At 70.8% G+C, this 16,831-nt stretch carries 13 protein-coding genes and 2 pseudogenes; 4 read left to right on the forward strand and 11 right to left on the reverse strand.

Translation table 11 applies throughout. From position 1 onward, the window contains the following. Positions 1-263 precede the first annotated feature (263 nt). From OHO27_RS22250 to mshD, 5 genes and pseudogenes are all read right to left on the reverse strand, one after another. Positions 264-1,193, reverse strand: coding sequence for a hypothetical protein (locus OHO27_RS22250; RefSeq protein ID WP_328426579.1), 930 nt, complete (start codon positions 1,191-1,193; stop codon positions 264-266). Then, a complete protein-coding gene (locus tag OHO27_RS22255) occupies positions 1,190-2,188 on the reverse strand; it encodes an ABC transporter permease (protein WP_328430508.1) in 999 nt (332 codons plus the stop codon). The genes OHO27_RS22250 and OHO27_RS22255 overlap by 4 nt, the downstream gene beginning before the upstream one ends. Next, positions 2,185-3,071 (reverse strand): annotated as a pseudogene (locus OHO27_RS22260) (ABC transporter ATP-binding protein). Before OHO27_RS22260 ends, OHO27_RS22255 begins: the two are co-directional and overlap by 4 nt. Next, positions 3,068-3,472: a GntR family transcriptional regulator gene (locus tag OHO27_RS22270; protein ID WP_328426581.1), complete on the reverse strand. Its 405-nt coding sequence runs from the start codon at positions 3,470-3,472 to the stop codon at positions 3,068-3,070. Before OHO27_RS22270 ends, OHO27_RS22260 begins: the two are co-directional and overlap by 4 nt. Before the next feature lie 101 nt (positions 3,473-3,573). Continuing rightward, positions 3,574-4,500: a mycothiol synthase gene (gene mshD, locus OHO27_RS22275; RefSeq protein WP_328426583.1), complete on the reverse strand. Its 927-nt coding sequence runs from the start codon at positions 4,498-4,500 to the stop codon at positions 3,574-3,576. Between the two features lie 152 nt (positions 4,501-4,652). Here mshD and OHO27_RS22280 point away from each other — a divergent pair, with 152 nt between their 5' ends. The 4 genes and pseudogenes from OHO27_RS22280 to OHO27_RS22295 all read left to right on the forward strand — a co-directional run bounded on the left by OHO27_RS22280 (position 4,653) and on the right by OHO27_RS22295 (position 9,976). Continuing rightward, positions 4,653-6,467 carry a bifunctional metallophosphatase/5'-nucleotidase gene (locus OHO27_RS22280; RefSeq protein ID WP_328426585.1) on the forward strand — a complete coding sequence of 605 codons (1,815 nt, stop codon included), beginning with the start codon at positions 4,653-4,655 and terminating at the stop codon, positions 6,465-6,467. An 81-nt stretch (positions 6,468-6,548) separates the two neighbouring features. Then, positions 6,549-7,799, forward strand: a complete 1,251-nt coding sequence (locus OHO27_RS22285; protein ID WP_328426587.1) for an LmeA family phospholipid-binding protein — start codon at positions 6,549-6,551, stop codon at positions 7,797-7,799. A gap of 178 nt (positions 7,800-7,977) precedes the next feature. After that, on the forward strand, positions 7,978-8,109 hold the full coding sequence (locus tag OHO27_RS22290; protein ID WP_328430740.1) for a hypothetical protein: 132 nt from the start codon (positions 7,978-7,980) through the stop codon (positions 8,107-8,109). A gap of 100 nt (positions 8,110-8,209) precedes the next feature. Further along, a pseudogene (locus tag OHO27_RS22295) lies at positions 8,210-9,976 on the forward strand (ABC transporter ATP-binding protein). A gap of 21 nt (positions 9,977-9,997) precedes the next feature. Here the strand turns inward: OHO27_RS22295 and OHO27_RS22300 are convergent. The 6 genes from OHO27_RS22300 to OHO27_RS22325 form a co-directional block, all read right to left on the reverse strand. Beyond that, the gene (locus tag OHO27_RS22300; protein WP_328426589.1) at positions 9,998-10,768 is read right to left on the reverse strand and encodes a carbonic anhydrase; all 771 of its coding nucleotides are present in this window, start codon (positions 10,766-10,768) and stop codon (positions 9,998-10,000) included. Positions 10,769-10,912: 144 nt separating this feature from the next. Further along, the gene (locus OHO27_RS22305) at positions 10,913-12,982 is read right to left on the reverse strand and encodes a pectinesterase family protein (RefSeq protein WP_328426591.1); all 2,070 of its coding nucleotides are present in this window, start codon (positions 12,980-12,982) and stop codon (positions 10,913-10,915) included. A gap of 113 nt (positions 12,983-13,095) precedes the next feature. Next, entirely contained in the window at positions 13,096-14,529 is a 1,434-nt protein-coding gene (locus OHO27_RS22310; RefSeq protein WP_328426593.1) for a sensor histidine kinase, read from the reverse strand. Then, positions 14,526-15,263 (reverse strand): response regulator transcription factor, encoded by a 738-nt coding sequence (locus OHO27_RS22315; RefSeq protein WP_328426595.1) that lies wholly within the window; start codon positions 15,261-15,263, stop codon positions 14,526-14,528. Before OHO27_RS22315 ends, OHO27_RS22310 begins: the two co-directional genes overlap by 4 nt. Before the next feature lie 78 nt (positions 15,264-15,341). After that, on the reverse strand, positions 15,342-15,530 hold the full coding sequence (locus OHO27_RS22320; protein WP_328426597.1) for a hypothetical protein: 189 nt from the start codon (positions 15,528-15,530) through the stop codon (positions 15,342-15,344). Positions 15,531-15,564: 34 nt separating this feature from the next. After that, positions 15,565-16,632: a S1C family serine protease gene (locus tag OHO27_RS22325; protein ID WP_328426599.1), complete on the reverse strand. Its 1,068-nt coding sequence runs from the start codon at positions 16,630-16,632 to the stop codon at positions 15,565-15,567. Between the last annotated feature and the right edge of the window lie 199 nt (positions 16,633-16,831).

The following is a 16,831-nucleotide window of genomic DNA, read 5'->3' on the forward strand; positions in this document are numbered from 1 at the left end:
CGAGGCTTATGGGCGCGTCGGAAAGCGCGGGCGGGAGCTTGGCGGGGAGGCGTCGGGCGTCCCCGTTCCTCGCGCTCCCTCCCGGGTGCGGCGAAGGCTCTGGCACGGCGGGGGTCATTGGCTGAGCGTCGCAAGTCCGTCTGAACCAATGGTTACGAAGACATGGCGTGTGGGATAGCGGGGGGCGGCTCGCGGACGTCTACATCGCCGGGCGGCTGTCCGGACCGCACGTCCCCTCCCCCTTGAGGGGCGTGCGGCGGGATCTACGGCGTGCGGCGGCGCAGCAGCCAGAAGGCGGCGAGCGTCGCGGCGGCGGCCACGGCGAGCAGGATGCCGGTTTCGACGTACTGGATCGGCCAGTAGTGGGATTCGGGGTGGTACGTCACCCGGATGTGCCGGACACCGTCCATGGTCCTCTCGTCCCGGCCCGTCACCAGGGCCGAGCGGGGCATTTCGAGACGGCCTGTCGCGGTGCGGGTGACCGCCGGCCACAGGTCCTCGCGGAAGCGTTCCAGCACGCCGCACAGGACGAGCGCGGCCAGGAGGCCCACCCCGGCGCCGGCCAGGGCTCGCCGCAGCAGCAGCCCGGCGAGTGCGCCGAGGGCGAGGCCGGCCAGGGTGTAGCCGACGGTGGCCGGGCCGGTGCCGACGAAGGCGTCCGCGTTGTACCAGTCACCGACCAGGTCGGGGTCGCCGTCGCCGCGCGCCCAGTTGTTCAGCAGGACGAGTCCGCCGGTGCCGGCGGCCAGCAGTACGGCCGGGACGGCGAGCTTGGCCGCCAGCCAGCGGGTCGGGGTGACCGACTGGGACCAGGCGAGACGCGCGGTGCCGCTCTCCAGCTCGCGGCCGATGAGCGCGCCGCCGGCCCAGGCGGCCACGGGCCAGATCGCGTAGGTCAGAGCGTTGGCGACCAGCCCGATCCAGCTGATGTAGACGTCGTCCACGGTGATCGACTCGACGGACGCACAGCCGGGGTAGCCCTCGCGGGCCGGTGTCGCGCACGGGACGTCGCCCTTGCGGGCCTCGTCGCCGATGGCGTACATCCAGATCAGTACGGCCGTGGCGCCGAGCAGGGCCAGCGCCCAGAACACGAGCGCCGTGCGGTGCACCCGCAGGACGGTCCAGACCAGGCCCCGCGGGCCTCGCGGGGTGCGGTCGGCGGGGGCGGTCGTGGCGGTGAGCGCGGTCGTCATACGGCGGCTCCGGTACGCCGCTTCAGCAGCCGGAAGGCGATCAGCACCGCCAGCGCCGCCACGGCGAGGGCGATGCCCGTCTCCATCAGCTGCAGCGGCCAGAAGTGCGACGACGGGTGGAAGTCGCGGTAGAAGCCCACGATGTCGTGGTCGGCGAGGCACTTGGCGTCGTCGACGCAGATGGGGTCCGAGACGCGGGCGCCGGCGGAGGTGAGGCCGCCCTCGCCGACGACCATGCCGATGTACGGCGGGTACTCGTCCTTGTTGACGAGCGTCTCGACCGGCCACAGATGCGGGCGCAAATCGGCGAGCGCTTGCAGCAGGACCGCAAGGCCGACGACCGCCGTGCCGAGCGCGGGCAGGGCGCGGCGCTGGAGCACGCCCGCGAGGACGCCGACGGCGAGGCCGAGGAGGGCGTAGGCGGTGGCGAGGGTGCCGTTGGCGACGAAGCTGATGCTGTCGTGCCACTCGCGCGAGCTCAGCACCGACCGCAGTGGACCCTCCGCGGACCACAGCATGCGGTGCAGCAGCGTGAGCAGGAGCGTGCCGGAGACGAGCAGGGCGGCCGGGACGGCGAGCTTGGCGGCGAGCCAGCGGGCCGGGGAGACCGACTGCGTCCACGCCAACTGGGCGGTGCCGCTCTCCAGTTCGCGCCCGATGAGGGCGGCGCCCGCCCAGGCGGCGGTGAGGAACGGCGTGAGGGTGAGCAGTCCGGCGCCGACGGCGACGACCGTGTCGAGCCGCATGGCGGCGGGGCCCGTGAAGTCGCAGCCCGGACCCGGTTGCGCCAAGTCGCAGCCCATCTTCCGGAACTCGGCCCAGGCGGCGTCCGCCCCCGGCCCGTACGCCCACAGCAGTGCCCCGGCGGCCACGGCCACCAGCATCACCCAGAACCACAGCGCCGAGCGGTGCAGTCGCAGCATCGTCCAGACCAGGCCGCGCGGTCCGCGGGAGGGTGTGGCGGTGGTGGACGTCTCAAGGGTCACGGTGGTCATACGGCGGCCTCCCGCACGTCGTCGAGGCGGAGGGCAGGGGCCTCGGGGGCGCGCAGGTGCGCCAGGACCAGTTCCTCCAGCGTCGGGGCGGTGGTCTGCCAGCTGTCGCCGAGGGGGCCCTCGGGGCGTATGAGTGCGGTGAGTTGGCGCCCGGTGGTGCGGGACTCGACCACGGTGTGCGGGTCCAGGGACGCGTCGGCGCGGCCCGTGACGAGGCGGTGCGCGGCGAGCAGGTCGTCCAGCGGGCCGGCGAGGCGCACCCGGCCGGCGCCGAGGAGCAGAAGGTGGTCGCAGGCGCCCTCCAGCTCGGCCACGACATGCGAGGACATGACAACCGTGGTGCCGTGCTCGGCGGCGTCGGCCATGAGCGTGGCCATCAGCTGGTGCCGGGCGAGCGGGTCGAGGTCGGCCATCGGCTCGTCCAGGAGCAGCAGTTCGGGGCGCTTGCCGAGGGCGAGGGCGAGCGCGACGCGGGTGCGCTGGCCGCCGGAGAGCGTGCGGATCTTCGCGTCCGGTTCGAGGTCGCCCTCGGCGACGATCCGCTCGGCGACCCGGTCGTCCCAGCGGCCGGGGTTCAGCTCGCGGCCGAAGCGCAGGGTGTCGGCGATGGTGAGCTGCGGGTGCAGCGGCTTGTCCTGGGCGACGTACCCGATCCGCGCGCGGACCGCCCCCGGGGCCTGGCCGAGGACGCTGATCGTGCCGTCGGTGGGGGCAGCAGACCGGCGGCGAGGGAGAGCAGGGTCGACTTGCCCGCGCCGTTCGGCCCGACGACGGCGCACACGGTCCCCGCGGGGAGCCGGAAGTCGCAGCCGTCCAGCGCCGGCTTGCGGCGCCGCCCGAACCTCTTGCCCAGCGCGGCCGCCTCGATGGCGGTCTCGGTCATGATTCGTCCCCCTTGAGATGCGTGTCCAGCTTGAAGTGCGTGTCCAGTACGGAAATGAAGAGAGCGTCCACGTCGTCGCGGTCCAGCCCGGCCTCGCGGGCCCGTACGGCCCACGCGTCCAGTTCGGTGCGCAGAGGCGAGTCGGCCGGTGCGGTGTTGAGTCCGCGCCGTACGAACGTGCCGAGCCCCCGGCGTGCCTCGACCAGGCCTTCGCGTTCCAGTTCGCGGTAGGCCTTGAGGACGGTGTTGGGGTTGATGGCGGTTGCCTCGACGACCTCACGGGCCGTGGGCAGCTTGTCGCCCGGCTCCAACAGGCCCAGGCGCAGGGCCTGTTTGGTCTGCTGGACGATCTGCACATAGGTGGCGACGCCGGAGCGCCGGTCGATGCGGTACTCGACCATCCGTTCCACCACCCTTTCACTAATTGAGTAGTGAAAGGGTGGTGCAAAGAAAGGGGCGGCGTCAAGATTGCCGCCCCTTGTCTGCCCTTATCTGCCGGATGTCACGTCTCGGTCCGGTACATGAGGTCCGTCTCGTACGTGGTGAACCCGAGCCGTTCGTACACCGACACCGCCGCCTTGTTGTCGGCGTCGACGTAGAGCATCGCCGTGGGCAGCCCCTGCGCGGCCAGGTGCCGCAGCCCGATCGTGGTGAGGGCCTTGCCCAGGCCGCCGCCCTGCGCGCCAGGCCGCACGCCGAGGACGTACACCTCGCCGAGCCCCTCCTCCGCGTGGACCTTCGTCCAGTGGAAGCCGACGAGCTCGCCGGCCCGTTCGGCAAGGAAGAACCCCGCCGGGTCGAACCACGGCTGGGCCTTGCGGTCGTCGAGGTCGCGCTGGGTGAGGGAGCCCTGCTCGGGGTGGTGGGCGAAGGCGGCGGCGTTGACCGCGAGCCACGCCGCGTCGTCCCGGCCGGGCTCGAAGGTGCGGACCGTCCCGCCCTCAGGGAGCACCGGGTCCGGCAGCGTCAGGTCCGTCAACGAGCGGCGCATCTGGCGCAGTTCGCGGAACAGCGTGAGGCCGAGGACCTGGGACAGGTGGCGGGCGGCGGCGTGGCCGCCGTGGGCCCACACCCGCAGCCGCTTGCCGGACGCGGCGAGGAGGGCCGAGCCCAGCGCGCGGCCGTGGCCGTGGCCGCGGTGCGAGGGGTGGACGACCAGTTCGGCGGCCGGGGCCTCCACCGGGTCGGTGTCCTCCAGCTGGGCGTAGCCGACGAGTTCGCCGCCGACCGTCAGCAGCAGATGCGACACGCCCGCGCGCTCCCCGCCGCGCAGTTGCAGCCGCCCCTGCTCGGACACCGCCTGCTGCCCGTCGTTCCGGGCGGCCTCCGCGAGCAGTTCGAGCACGGCCTCGGTCTGCTCCGGGGACAGCGCGAGATGGGTCTCGATGGAACGGATCGGAAGCGGGTGTGCGGTGTCGTCGCTGGTCATGCGTACGAGGGTAAGGGGCGCCTCCGCCAAAGTCCCGGCACAGAAGCAACCAGCCTGTAACCCGGAACCCCCTGTCGCGCTACGCGCGTTGACTCTAGGCTGCCGCCCGACGGGGCCATGTCACTTACGACTCACGACTCACAGGGGGGCGGATGTCAGCCACATCCCACCAGCAGCACCGCAGACGCCGTACGTACGCACTGATCGCGACCGCCGCCGGTCTCGCCACCGTGGGCGCGCTGGCCGCGGCGCTGCCCGCGACGGCGTCGGCGGACCGGAGCACGGGCAAGGGGGGCCACGGTCACCAGCACGGCCGCTACCAGGACGTCCAGCTGCTGTCCTTCAACGACCTGCACGGCAACCTGGAGCCGCCGGCCGGTTCCTCCGGCCGGGTCACCGAGCTGCAGGCGGACGGCACGACGAAGACCATCGACGCGGGCGGCGTGGAGTACCTCGCCACGCACCTGCGCCAGGCGCGCGAGGGCGAGAAGTACTCCATCACCGCGGCCGGCGGCGACATGGTCGGCGCCTCCCCGCTGATCTCGGGCCTGTTCCACGACGAGCCCACGATCGAGGCGCTGAACAAGCTCGACCTGGACGTCACCTCGGTCGGCAACCACGAGTTCGACGAGGGCGCCAAGGAGCTGGCCCGCCTGCAGAAGGGCGGCTGCCACCCGACGGCCGGCTGCTACTCGGACAAGAAGTTCAAGGGCGCCGACTTCCCCTACCTCGCCGCCAACGTCCTCGACGAGAAGACCGGCAAGCCGATCCTCAAGCCCTACTGGGTGTGGAAGAAGCGGGACGTCAAGGTCGGCTTCATCGGCGTGACCCTGGAGGACACGCCGGGTGTCGTCTCCGCCGAGGGCGTCAAGGGCCTGAAGTTCAAGGACGAGGTCGAGACGATCAACAAGTACGCCAAGGTGCTTCAGCGCCAGGGCGTGAAGTCGATCGTCGCGCTCATCCACGAGGGCGGTGCCCCGGCCTCCGCGTCGTACAACTACGACTGCGAGGCCCCGGGCGCGGGCGACGGCGTCTCCGGCCCGATCGTCGACATCGCCAAGAACATCACGCCGCAGGTCGACGCGCTGGTCACCGGCCACACGCACGCCGCGTACGTCTGCTCGATCGACGACCCGTCGGGCAAGCCCCGCATGGTCACGTCGGCGGCGTCCTTCGGCCGCCTCTACACGGACACCACGCTGACGTACGACCGCTACACCGGCGACATCGCCCGTACGGCCGTGAAGTCCGCGAACCGTGTGGTCACCCGGGACGTCCCCAAGGCGCCCGACATGACCCGGCTGATCAGCAAGTGGAACACCCTCGCGGCGCCCATCGGCAACCGCGCGATCGGCTACGTCTCCGCCGACATCCCGAGCGCCGGCACCGAGTCCCCGCTCGGCGACCTGATCGCCGACGCGCAGCTGGCGTACGGCAAGGAGCTGGACCCGGAGACGGACCTCGCGCTGATGAACCCCGGCGGCATCAGGGCGCCGCTGACCTACGCGGCGAAGGGCGTCGAGGGCGACGGTGTGGTGACGTACGCCGAGGGCTTCACGGTGCAGCCGTTCTCCAACACGGTGAACCTTCAGGACCTGACCGGCGCGCAGCTGATCCAGGTGCTCAAGGAGCAGGTGAGCGGTACGAACGCGGCCTCGCCGAAGGTCCTGCAGATCTCCTCGGGCCTGACGTACACGCTGGACCTGACGAAGTCGGGCGGGGACCGTGTGGTGAGCGACTCGATCAAGCTCAACGGCGAGGCGATCAACCCGACGGCCACCTACCGTGTCGCCACGAACAACTTCCTCGCGGGCGGCGGCGACGGCTTCCCCACGCTGGGCCAGGGCACGAACGACCTGGTCGGGACGGACGACCTGACGGTGCTGGAGAAGTACCTGACGGCCAACTCCTCGGCCACGAACCCGATCGCCCCGCCGGCGGCGAACCGGATCACGGTTGTGCAGTAGTGAAGTGAAGTAGCGTGAACTAGATCGCAAACCTCCGGTAGAGGTTGCGGGTGGGGGGCGTGCGCATGGTCGGATAGGCCGATGCGTTCCCCCCACCACATAACGGCGCATCCCCATCCAAACGCTCCCTATACCAACCCGTACGAGGAGCTCGGCAGACTGGACGGCGGTCCGCTGGAGGAATTCCTCTACGACGACGTACCGGACGAGCCGGACCAATCGGATGAAGCGGACGCAGCGGCGGCCCAGGACGATCCCTGGGCCGCACCCAATCACCGCCGCAACGGCCGTCGCCGGCGCAAAGGCCGCTTCGCGGGACTTCCGTTCGCGATGAAGGCGGTCGTCGGCCTCGTCGTCCTCGCCGCCTTCCTCGGCCTCGCCGACCGCTGGGCTCTCCTCTACGCCGAGCGCAGAGCGGCGGACACCCTCAAGACCCACCTGGACCTCGCGGCCGCTCCCGAGGTGGAGATCGGCGGCTTCCCCTTCCTCACCCAACTCGCCGACGAGCGGCTGGACTCGGTGAAGGTGACCGTCCCCGACGTGGCCGCCGACCGGATCTCCCTCGCCCAGGTGACGGCGACGGCCAGAGGCGTACGGCTCGACACCGACGGCCCGCTCTCGGTGCGCGGCGCCGACGTCCCCGAGCTGGAGGGCGACGTCCTGCTCTCCTTCGCGGACCTCAACCGTGAACTCGGCGCGTCCCAGGTCACGTTCACCGGAGAGGGCCACGACCGCATCCGGGCCCGCGGCACCCTGCCGGTCGCCGGACACGACCTCAAGCTGCGCGCCGAGGCCCGCATCCTGCGCAACGGCGACCGCGGCATCGCCACCCACATCGGCGGCATGCGCCTGGACATCGGCGACCTGGCCACGTACCGCCCCGGCGCCCGCACCTCGGAGGGCCTGCACCTGAGCCGCGCGTCGGCGGCCCGCCTGGCCCACGAGACCCGCAAGGCGAAGGCGCTGCTGTCCGTCCCGTCCGTCGTGCGGCGCCTGGGCGTGCCGGACTCGGTCGTCCGCGAGGCCCTGCGCCACGAGTCCAAGCTCACCGAGCTGACCGGCACACCGCGCTTCATCCGCCAGGCCATGCGCCTGAACCTCATCGACCTGGCTCTCGACCACCCCCAGCTCCTCAAGCTCCTCGGCTTCGACCCCGCCCTCCTCGACGCCCTTCCCCGCCTCACCCGCCCGGTCCTCGCCGACCAGCTCTCCCTGGGCTTCCGCCTCCCCGAACCGCCGAACGGCGACGTACGGCTGCGGGATGTGCGGGTGGAGGAGGACGGGATCAGGGTGCGGCTGGAAGGGGCCGGGCTGGCGGTGGGGCGCCGGTAATCAATTCTGTGTGAGTTCGCGATTAGTTCCGGGAATTGCCTGAAAAACTCTCTCAGGCTCAATTAATAGAGGTCTCAGCGAAATTGGCGATTTCGTGGTTCGGGGTCCCGTAATGTTTTCCATGTCGAAAGCGAACGACAGCGGTCGGCAGTAATTCGACGCAAGAACAAAGGAGAACATGATGAGCTTCCACAAGATCGCCCCCGTCAAGAAGACCCGCAAGCCCGCCGCCCCGGCCCCGGCGCCCAAGAAGAAGCCGGTGGCGAAGACGGCGGCTCCGAAGCGGCGTCCGGTCGCGCACAAGGGCTGAGACGCGACACGGGAGGCGGGGTCACCGGAGCGATCGGGCTCCGGGGGCCCCGCCTCCGTCATGTCCTGGTCTTGTCCGGTGCTGGGAAAGGGACTTGAGCATGAGGGAAGTGCGTACGGCTTTCGGGCGCTTCTGGCCGCTGACGCGCGGGGACCGCAGGTGGCTGGCGGTCATCGTGGCCTGCGTGGTGGTCGCCGCGCTCGCCGAGACCGCGTCGATCCTGCTGTTCGCGGAACTCACCGACAACGCGCTGAAAGCCGGTTCGCTCGCCGCCTTCTGGGGTCCTGCGGCGGCGTGGCTGGGCGTTGCCGTACTCGGGGCGATCGTCGGGTATCTCGGGAACTCGCTCGCCACCTGGACCGCCGAGAGATTCGTGCTGCGGCTGCGCGCGAAGGTCTTCCGGCATGTGCAGGACCTGCCGCCGCACTTCTTCCAGAAGCATCGGCGCGGGGATCTGGTCGAGCGGCTCACCGGGGACGTCGAGGCCATCGAGCAGATGGTCGTGTCGGGTGTGGTCGGCACCGTGGCTGCGGTGTTCTCGGCGTTCTTCTACTCGGCAGCCGCCCTGTACCTGCGCTGGGACCTGGCCCTGGCCACCTTCGTCCTGGCGCCCCTGTTCCTGCTGGCCGCCCGCCGTTTCGCCGGCCGTGTCCGCACCGCCTCCCAGGACGAGCGGGTCGCCGACGGTGCGATCACCTCGGTGGTCGAGGAGTCGCTGGGCCACGTCGTCCTCACCCAGGCCTACAACCGCCAGGGCGACGAGGAGGAGCGGCTCGACCGCGAGGCACGCGCCTGGATGAAGGCGTCCGTGCGGGCGGCGCGGCTGAGTGAGATGTACGAGCAGTTCGTCGAGGTCGTGGAGACGATCTGAGTGCTCGCGGTGATCGGCCTCGGGGTGTGGGAGATCTCCGCCGGCCGTATGACCCTGGGGCAGCTCCTCGCCTTCGCCGCCTTCATCGGCTACCTCTACCCGCCCGTCCGCAACCTCGGCCAACTCGGCCTCACCCTCACCGCCGCCACCGCGGGAGCCCAGCGACTCGGCGAGATCCTGGACGCCGAGCCGGCCGTCACCGACCCCGCCGAACCGGTCGGTCCGTGGCCGGTGCGGGGCTGGGTCGGCTTCCACGGGGTGTCCTTCCACTACCCGGGCGCCACGCGGGATTCGCTGACCGGCCTGACCTTCACGGCCGGCCCCGGCGAGCTGGTGATCGTCACGGGCCCGAGCGGCGCCGGCAAGTCGACCGCGGCCAAGCTCCTCACCCGGTTCTACGACCCCGCGGCGGGTGCGATCACCCTGGACGGCGTGCCGCTGCCGCACCTGGACCTGGGCTTCCTGCGCGAGAACGTCACGCTGCTGCCCCAGGAGACCCTGATCCTCAACGGCACCGTCCGCGAGAACATCGCGTGCGGCCGACCGGGCGCGAGCGACGGCGACGTCGAGCGTGCGGCGCGTGCGGCTGCGGCCCACGACTTCATCGCCGCGCTCCCCGAGGGATACGACACCCACCTCGCCCCCGGCACGGCCGCTCTCTCCGGCGGTCAGCTCAAGCGGCTGACGATCGCCCGCGCGATGCTGCGCAACGCCCCTGTCCTGGTCCTGGACGAACCGACGGCCGGCCTCGACTCGGTGGCCGCCCGCCAGGTCGTACAGCCGCTTCGCCGCCTCATGTCCGGCCGTACGACCCTCGTGATCACCCACGACCTGAGCCTGGCGCCGGATGCGGACAGGGTGCTGGTCGTGGACGGCGGGCGGCTGGTGGAGGCGGGTACACACGCGGAGTTGGTGGCGTGGGGCGGGGTGTACGGGGGGCTGGCGGGGCCGGTGCCGGGGGTGCCCACGGAGGAGACCCTCGTCCTCAGGCGCTGACCCCGCCGCCGCTGCTTGCCGTCAGCAGACCCGATGGACCCGCTGGGTCGTCAGCTCGTAGCGGGCGCCCACGATGGCCAGCCGGCCGGAGGCCACCTTCGCGGCGAGGTCCGGTTCCGCCGCGAGGTGGGTGCGGACCGCCCGTACGTTGGCGTCGATGGTGGAGTCGATGCGGGCGTCGCCCTCCTGGGTGCGGTCTATGTTCGGGGCTATCCGGTCGGCGATGTACTGGATGTGGGCCGGCAGCCGCTCGCCGGACAGGTCCGACTCGACGGCGGCCTTCACGGCACCGCACGACTGGTGGCCGAGGACCATGACCAGGGGGATGTTCAGTTCGAGCACGCCGTAGGCGACGCTGCCGAGCACGGCCTCGTCGAGGACCTCGCCGGCGGAGCGCACGGTCATCAGGTCACCGAGGCCCTGGTCGAGGACCAGCTCCGGAGGGACCCGGGAGTCGATGCAGCCGAGGACGAGGGCGAACGGTTGCTGACCCGACGTCAGGCTCTGGCGCAGGGCGGGCGACTCGTCGGGGTGGCGCTGACGGAAGGTGCGCCAGCGCAGGTTGCCCGCGGCGAGCTCCCGCAGGGCCTCATCGGGCGTGCCGGGTCGGTGACGCGTGGGGGCGGTGGGGGTGGCGGAGGCAGGAACGGCGCCGAGGGCGGCGGTGGCCCCCAGCGCTGCGGTCCCGGTGAGCCCGAACCGCAGGAGTGCGCGGCGGGCAGGAGAGGCAAGGGCGGACCGCTTGTGGGCGGATGCGGTCGGCTGGGCGCCAACGGCTCTGTCAGAGTTCACGGGCTGGAACGTACGCCCGAGCTTCAGAACAAATGTTCACGTTGCTGAATCATGGCCGAGCGCGGGGAACTCATGATCGAACGTTGGGCCGCTCTTGACGTTCTCCCGCGCCCGCCTTGACTTTGAGTGGTCGTCAGCAGGGTCTCAGGAGGCCGTGGGTGTCCAGTCCCCCAGCCAGTCGGCGACCTCCTGCCCACCGGCCTGGGCGTCGGTCAGCTGGGGCCGCTCGGAGCTTGCGGAACCGGCGCCCGCGCCGGAGTTCTTGTACTCGGCGAAGCGGTCGTCCTTCCAGGAGAAGCCGCCCATGTCGGACCAGGGGGTGGTTCTGACGGCGGCGCTCAGCGTGCTGTTGCGGACCGTGGTCTGCGGGTCGAGGGACGCGTCACCGCCGGCGTGCCAGTTGCGGCCGAGGTAGAAGGACCGGTCGGACACGTCACCGTTGATCGTGGAGTTGGCGATCAGGATGCCCTTGCGGTCGGCGGCCGTGCTGGGTGCGGTGACATAGCCGCCCGAGGTGCCGTCCCAGCGCTTCTTCAGCGTGATGACGGACCGGTCGATCACCGCGCTCGCGCGGCCGAAGATGAAGTCGACGTTGCCGACGACGTAGGAGTGCGTCATGTAGACGCGGCCCAGCTTGTCCTTGGCCGCGGTGTCCACGAGCAGGGTGTCCTGGTCACCGCTGACGATGACCCCGTCGAGGAACACCCTGTCGGCGGCGGTGCGCAGCGCCACGGCCTGATGGCCGCTCAGGTTCTGGTTCGCCTTCTCGTCGAAGTCGTTGGAGATGGTCAGATTGCGGGCCTGGAAGTCATCGGCTTCGACGGCGACGGTGGCGCTGCCGCCGGTGCCGTAGGTGCCGCCGCCGGGTTTCGGCGTGCCGGCCGCGTTGCTGTAGACGATCACCGTGTCCTTGCGGCTGCCCCCGGTGCCCTGGACGGTGACGTGCGGCTTGTTGGACGGGACCTTCACCGTCCCCCGGTACGTGCCCGGCTTGACGGCGATGACCACCCGCGACGCGTTGTTCGCCGGTACCGCGTTCACAGCTGCCTGCACGGTCGAGTACTGCCCGCTGCCGTCCTTGGCGACGGTGAGGGTGGTGGCGGCCTTGGTGCTCGCGGCGCTGCCGGTCGTACCGATCGAACTGCGCGGTCCCGCACCCGACTTGAGGAGTGACGGCACACTCGCAGCCGAATTCGGCGTGTACGAGTAGTACGCCTTCGGGTCGAAGGCGGTACCGCCGCTCTCGTTACGGCCGCTGGTGCCCGAGAAGACGTTGCCGCGCTGGACCAGCGTCGCGGTGCTGTCCTTGGTGACGGGGTTGTTCATGCCCTGGAAGTAGGAGTTCTCCAGCACCATCGCCGTCCTGCCGCGCGAGTAGTTGCCGTACGACGACTTGATGTCCGTCCCCGCCACGTCCTCCAGGAAGTTGTTGTAGAGGTGCGCGTGGGCGGCGTTGTCGGTGGAGGGGTTGCGCTGCTCCGTCTCCCGGATCCAGTTGTGATGGATCGTGATGTCGGTGACGACGTTCTCGGTCCAGCCGATGCCGAAGGTCTTGTTGTTCTGGCTCAGCTTGTTCCAGGACACGGTCACGTTCGTGCTGTCCTTGCGGACGTCGATGAGCCCGTCGGCCATGTGCCGCAGGTCGTTGTGGTCGATCCAGACGTGGTGGGCGCCGTCCATCTGGATCGCGTCGAAGTCGTGGTCCTTGTCGTTCCAGATGCCCTGGTACGCGTCCCGGATGGTGAGGTTCCGGATGACGACGTTGTGGACCCCTTGGCCGAGGAAGAACCCACCGCCGACGATATGTCCGGAGGTCCCGGCCCCGACGATGGTCTTGTCCGACTGAACCTTGATCTCTTTCCCGACCGGGTTCATGGTGATGGTGCCGGCGACGACGATGACGTATGGCTCGGCGGCCGTGGCGTACTTCTCCAAGTCGGCCTGCGTCTTCACGGTGACGATCTGACCGTCCCGACCGCCATAAGTCCCGTCCTGTCCTAGGGAGTTGACGGAGGCGAACCCGTCGGCGGTGGCGGTGGCCCAGGCAGGGGTGGCGGTGGTGGCGGCGGAGGCCTTGTGCTGGGCGCGTTCACCGAGGAGGCCGAGGTCGGTGCCGTAGGCGAGGGTGCCGGCGGCGGTCAGGGCCAGCGGGACCCCGACGGCGAGGGCCTTCCTGCCTCTGCGGTGACGCGCTTTGCTGTGCTGCTCACTCATGCGGCGATCCGTTCCGTGCGGGGGATGGTCCGCGGATCAGTCGCCGCCTCGCAGGGAAAGGTTGCCGCCCTGGGAGGGCCGTTCGACCTCCCTCCAGGGCCTTCGGGAGCGGCCTACGGCGTCTCCGGAGGAGCCGTCGGCGCGCCGGGCAGGCGTACGGTCGCCACCGTGCCGCCGCCCTGCGCGTGGGCCAGGGTGACCTGGCCGCCCGCCTGCTGCACCGTGCGCGCCACGATCGACAGGCCCAGGCCCGAGCCCGGCAGGGCGCGTGCACTCGGCGAACGCCAGAAGCGGTCGAAGACGTGGGGGAGTTCGTCGGTGGGGATGCCGGGCCCGTGGTCGCGGACGGTGAGGACGCCGTCGGCGAGCTGCACCTCGACGGTGCCGCCCTCGGGGCTGAACTTCACGGCGTTGTCGAGGATGTTGACCACCGCGCGCTCCAGTGCCGCCGGTTCCGCCCGTACGTACCAGGGCTGGAGGTCGGCGGTGATCGTCAGCTCCGGGCCGCGCAGCCGTGCCCGGCGCAGAGCGGTCTCGACGGTGTCCTCCAGCGAGATCACCTGGACCCTCTCGCCCCGCTGTCCCTCCGAGCGGGACAGCTCCTGCAAGTCCCCGATGAGGGCGGCGAGTTCGGTCATCTGAGCCTTCACCGAGGCGAGCAGTGCCTTGCGGTCCGCCTCGGGGATCGGGCGGCCCGTCTCCTCGCTGCGGGTGAGCAGCTCGATGTTGGTGCGCAGGGAGGTGAGGGGGGTGCGCAGTTCATGGCCGGCGTCGGCGATGAGCTGCTGCTGGAGCTCGTGGGAGCTGGCCAGGGCGGACGTCATGGAGTTGAAGGAGCGGGAGAGCCGGGCCACCTCGTCCTCGGCGTCGTCCTCGACCGGGATGCGGACGTTCAGGTCCTCGGTGCGGGCCACGTGTTCGACGGCCTCGGTGAGCTTGTCCACGGGGCGGAGGCCCGCGCGGGCGACGGCGAGGCCGGCGGCGCCGGCGCCGATGACTCCGATGCCGGAGACGAGGAGGAGGATGAGGGCGAGTTCGTTGAGGGTGGACTGGGTGCTCTTGAGAGGGGCCGCGAGTTGCACGGCGACCCCTTGTGAGTCGTTCTGGTCGACGCCCAGGTACACGGTCAGCACGCGTACGGCGTTGCCGTCCTCGTCGGTGCCGTTGCGGAAGAAGCCCTGGCTCCTGTTCGCGCCCTTGATCACCTCCTTGTCAGCTGAGGTGACGTTGACGGTGCCCGGGGAGTTCGGGTCGACGCAGGGCGCGCCCTCCTCCTTGATCGCCTGCACGTAGTCGTTCCGGCCGGGGAACAGTTGGGTGCTCTCCTGCGGGGTCTGCGTGCACCTCTGCAGGAGCGCGTTGACCGTACCGGGCCTTCGCGCCATCTCCTCCAGATCGGCGTTGACCTGGTCGTACAGCTTCCCCTGCACGATGAACCAACACGTCACCGAAACCGCCGCCACCGCGAACGCCACCGCCGCCGCCACCAGCATCGCCAGCCGCGAGCGGATCGGCAGGGACCGGAACCGGCGTAGCACCTTGTTCACTCCGCGCCGCCCTGGCGCAGCACATACCCCACACCCCGCACCGTGTGCACGAGCCGCGGTTCGCCGCCCGCCTCGGTCTTGCGGCGCAGATACATGACGTACACGTCCAGCGAGTTCGACGACGGCTCGAAGTCGAAGCCCCAGACCGCCTTCAGGATCTGCTCCCTGGTCAGCACCTGGCGCGGATGCGCCATGAACATCTCCAGCAGCGTGAACTCCGTACGGGTCAGCTCCACCGGCCGCCCGCCCCGCGTGACCTCCCGCGTCGCGAGGTCCATGCGCAGGTCGGCGAAGGTCAGGGCCTCGTCCGCCTCCGCCGCGCCCGCACCGGCCGCCGCCGCGTACGAGCTTCGCCGCAGCAGCGCGCGGACCCGGGCGAACAGCTCGTCCAGTTCGAACGGCTTGACCAGGTAGTCGTCGGCCCCGGCGTCCAGGCCCGTCACGCGGTCGCCGACCGTGTCGCGGGCGGTCAGCATCAGGATCGGCGTCGGGGCGCCGGCGCCACGGATGCGGCGGGCGGCGGTCAGACCGTCCATGCGGGGCATCTGGATGTCCAGGACCACCAGGTCGGGCCGGTAGGCGGCCGCCTTCTCCAGCGCGTCCGCGCCGTCGACCGCGACCTCCGTGTCGTATCCCTCGAAGGCGAGGCTGCGCTGGAGTGCTTCACGCACCGCAGGCTCGTCGTCGACGATCAGGATGCGCTGGGGGTCACGGTCGCCGTCGGCGGGGCTCATGGGCTCGGGATCCTCGGGTGCGATGGGACAGGGGCTGGGCGGCTGAACGCCTTCAGCGTCGCATGTTTCTCGGCCTGCTCAGGCTCGTACGGTACGGCGCCGGCTGCGGGCCGAGGCGCCCCGGCGACCGGTGCTCGACCCGGTGGTCGCGAGCTCCGGTGCCCGGGACGGGGCCGTGGGCGGGTGCAGGGCACCGGCGACCTCCAGGGCGAGGGCGAAGTCGGCCGCACCGACGCCGGTCGTGCTGTGCTCAACCTGCTGGATCATGACGTACTCCTTCTCCTTCGGCTCGGGGCGTCAGCTAGCTCTGCGATCCCGACCGCAGCTTCGCCAGGTCGGACTTGACGGTGTTGATCGGGATGGCGAAGCCCAGGCCCACGCTGCCCGCGTTGGACGAACTCGAGCCGGCGGCCGAGTACATCGCGGAGTTGATGCCGATGATGTTGCCGTTCATGTCGATCAGCGCGCCGCCGGAGTTGCCGGGGTTCAGGGACGCGTCCGTCTGGATCGCCTTGTACGTCGTCGTCGACGAACCCGTGTCGCCGTTGAACTCCTGACCGCCGAACTCGAACGGCCATCCGCCGCCGCCGCCCTGCTGCTGTTGCTGCTGCTGGCCCTCGTCCGTCGAGACGGTCACGTCACGGGCGAGCGCGGACACGATGCCGCTGGTGACCGTGCCGGTGAGACCCTCGGGGGAGCCGATCGCCACGACCTCGTCGCCGACCTGGACACCGGAGGAGTCGCCGAGGGCGGCCGCCTGCAGGCCAGACGCGTTCTGCAGCTTGATCAGCGCGAGGTCCTTGCTGCTGTCGGTGCCGACGACCTCGGCGGTGTACTCCTTGCCGTCGCTGGTCTTCACCTTGACCGAGGAGGCGCCGGCGACGACGTGGTTGTTGGTGACGATCTCGCCGTCACTGGTGATGATCACGCCGGAGCCGGTGGACGACCCGGCGTTCGAGGCCGCGTTGATCTCGACGATGCTCGGGCTGACCGCCTTGGCGACCCCGGAGACCGTGCCCTTCTGGCTGGACGGGACCACGTTCGTACTGGTGGAGCCGGCCGCGGCGACGGTGTCGCTGCCGGTCAGCTCCTGTATGCCGTACGCCGTGCCGCCACCGATCGCCGCGGCGACGATCGCGACGGCGGCTAGGAGCGCGACGGGGCCGCGGGGCCTGCGCCGGGACCTCGGCTGCTGGGCGACGGGCTCGGTCAGGAGAGCGGTGGGGGCTCCGCCGCCTGCCTGCTCCGCCGACGGCCGGTACGCCGGCGGGGGCGGCCACTCCGGGTTCACGGGGGAGGAGGCGTGCTGCTGCTGGGCGCCCTGGTACGGGTTCTCGTAATCGCCGCTGCGGCGGAAGCTCTCGGTCATGGCAATGAGCTTGTCGCCCGACCATGAGAGCTTCCTGAGCGCCGCCTGAGAAGCCCGGCAGAAGGCCGTATGCCCGATGTAAAGGCGGTTCTGGCAGCTGGCCGAGGTCTCTCAGAGAGGCCTCATGGAAGCGCCCCTTCAGGGGCGCGGGGAACTGCGCGAGCAACCACACACAACCGCGAGCCGCCCGATGACAGAA

This window comes from Streptomyces sp. NBC_00443, assembly GCF_036014175.1.
Classification (GTDB): Bacteria; Actinomycetota; Actinomycetes; order Streptomycetales; family Streptomycetaceae; genus Streptomyces.

Excerpts from the sequence above, each read along its gene's own strand:
- OHO27_RS22270 (WP_328426581.1), bottom strand. The coding sequence starts at position 3,472 with ATGGTCGAGTACCGCATCGACCGGCGCTCCGGCGTCGCCACCTATGTG.
- OHO27_RS22250 (WP_328426579.1), bottom strand. The coding sequence starts at position 1,193 with ATGACGACCGCGCTCACCGCCACGACCGCCCCCGCCGACCGCACCCCG.
- OHO27_RS22320 (WP_328426597.1), bottom strand. The coding sequence starts at position 15,530 with ATGATCCAGCAGGTTGAGCACAGCACGACCGGCGTCGGTGCGGCCGAC.
- OHO27_RS22290 (WP_328430740.1), top strand. The coding sequence starts at position 7,978 with ATGATGAGCTTCCACAAGATCGCCCCCGTCAAGAAGACCCGCAAGCCC.
- OHO27_RS22255 (WP_328430508.1), bottom strand. The coding sequence starts at position 2,188 with ATGACCACCGTGACCCTTGAGACGTCCACCACCGCCACACCCTCCCGC.
- OHO27_RS22325 (WP_328426599.1), bottom strand. The coding sequence starts at position 16,632 with ATGACCGAGAGCTTCCGCCGCAGCGGCGATTACGAGAACCCGTACCAG.
- OHO27_RS22315 (WP_328426595.1), bottom strand. The coding sequence starts at position 15,263 with ATGAGCCCCGCCGACGGCGACCGTGACCCCCAGCGCATCCTGATCGTC.
- OHO27_RS22280 (WP_328426585.1), top strand. The coding sequence starts at position 4,653 with ATGTCAGCCACATCCCACCAGCAGCACCGCAGACGCCGTACGTACGCA.
- mshD (WP_328426583.1), bottom strand. The coding sequence starts at position 4,500 with ATGACCAGCGACGACACCGCACACCCGCTTCCGATCCGTTCCATCGAG.
- OHO27_RS22305 (WP_328426591.1), bottom strand. The coding sequence starts at position 12,982 with ATGAGTGAGCAGCACAGCAAAGCGCGTCACCGCAGAGGCAGGAAGGCC.
- OHO27_RS22285 (WP_328426587.1), top strand. The coding sequence starts at position 6,549 with ATGCGTTCCCCCCACCACATAACGGCGCATCCCCATCCAAACGCTCCC.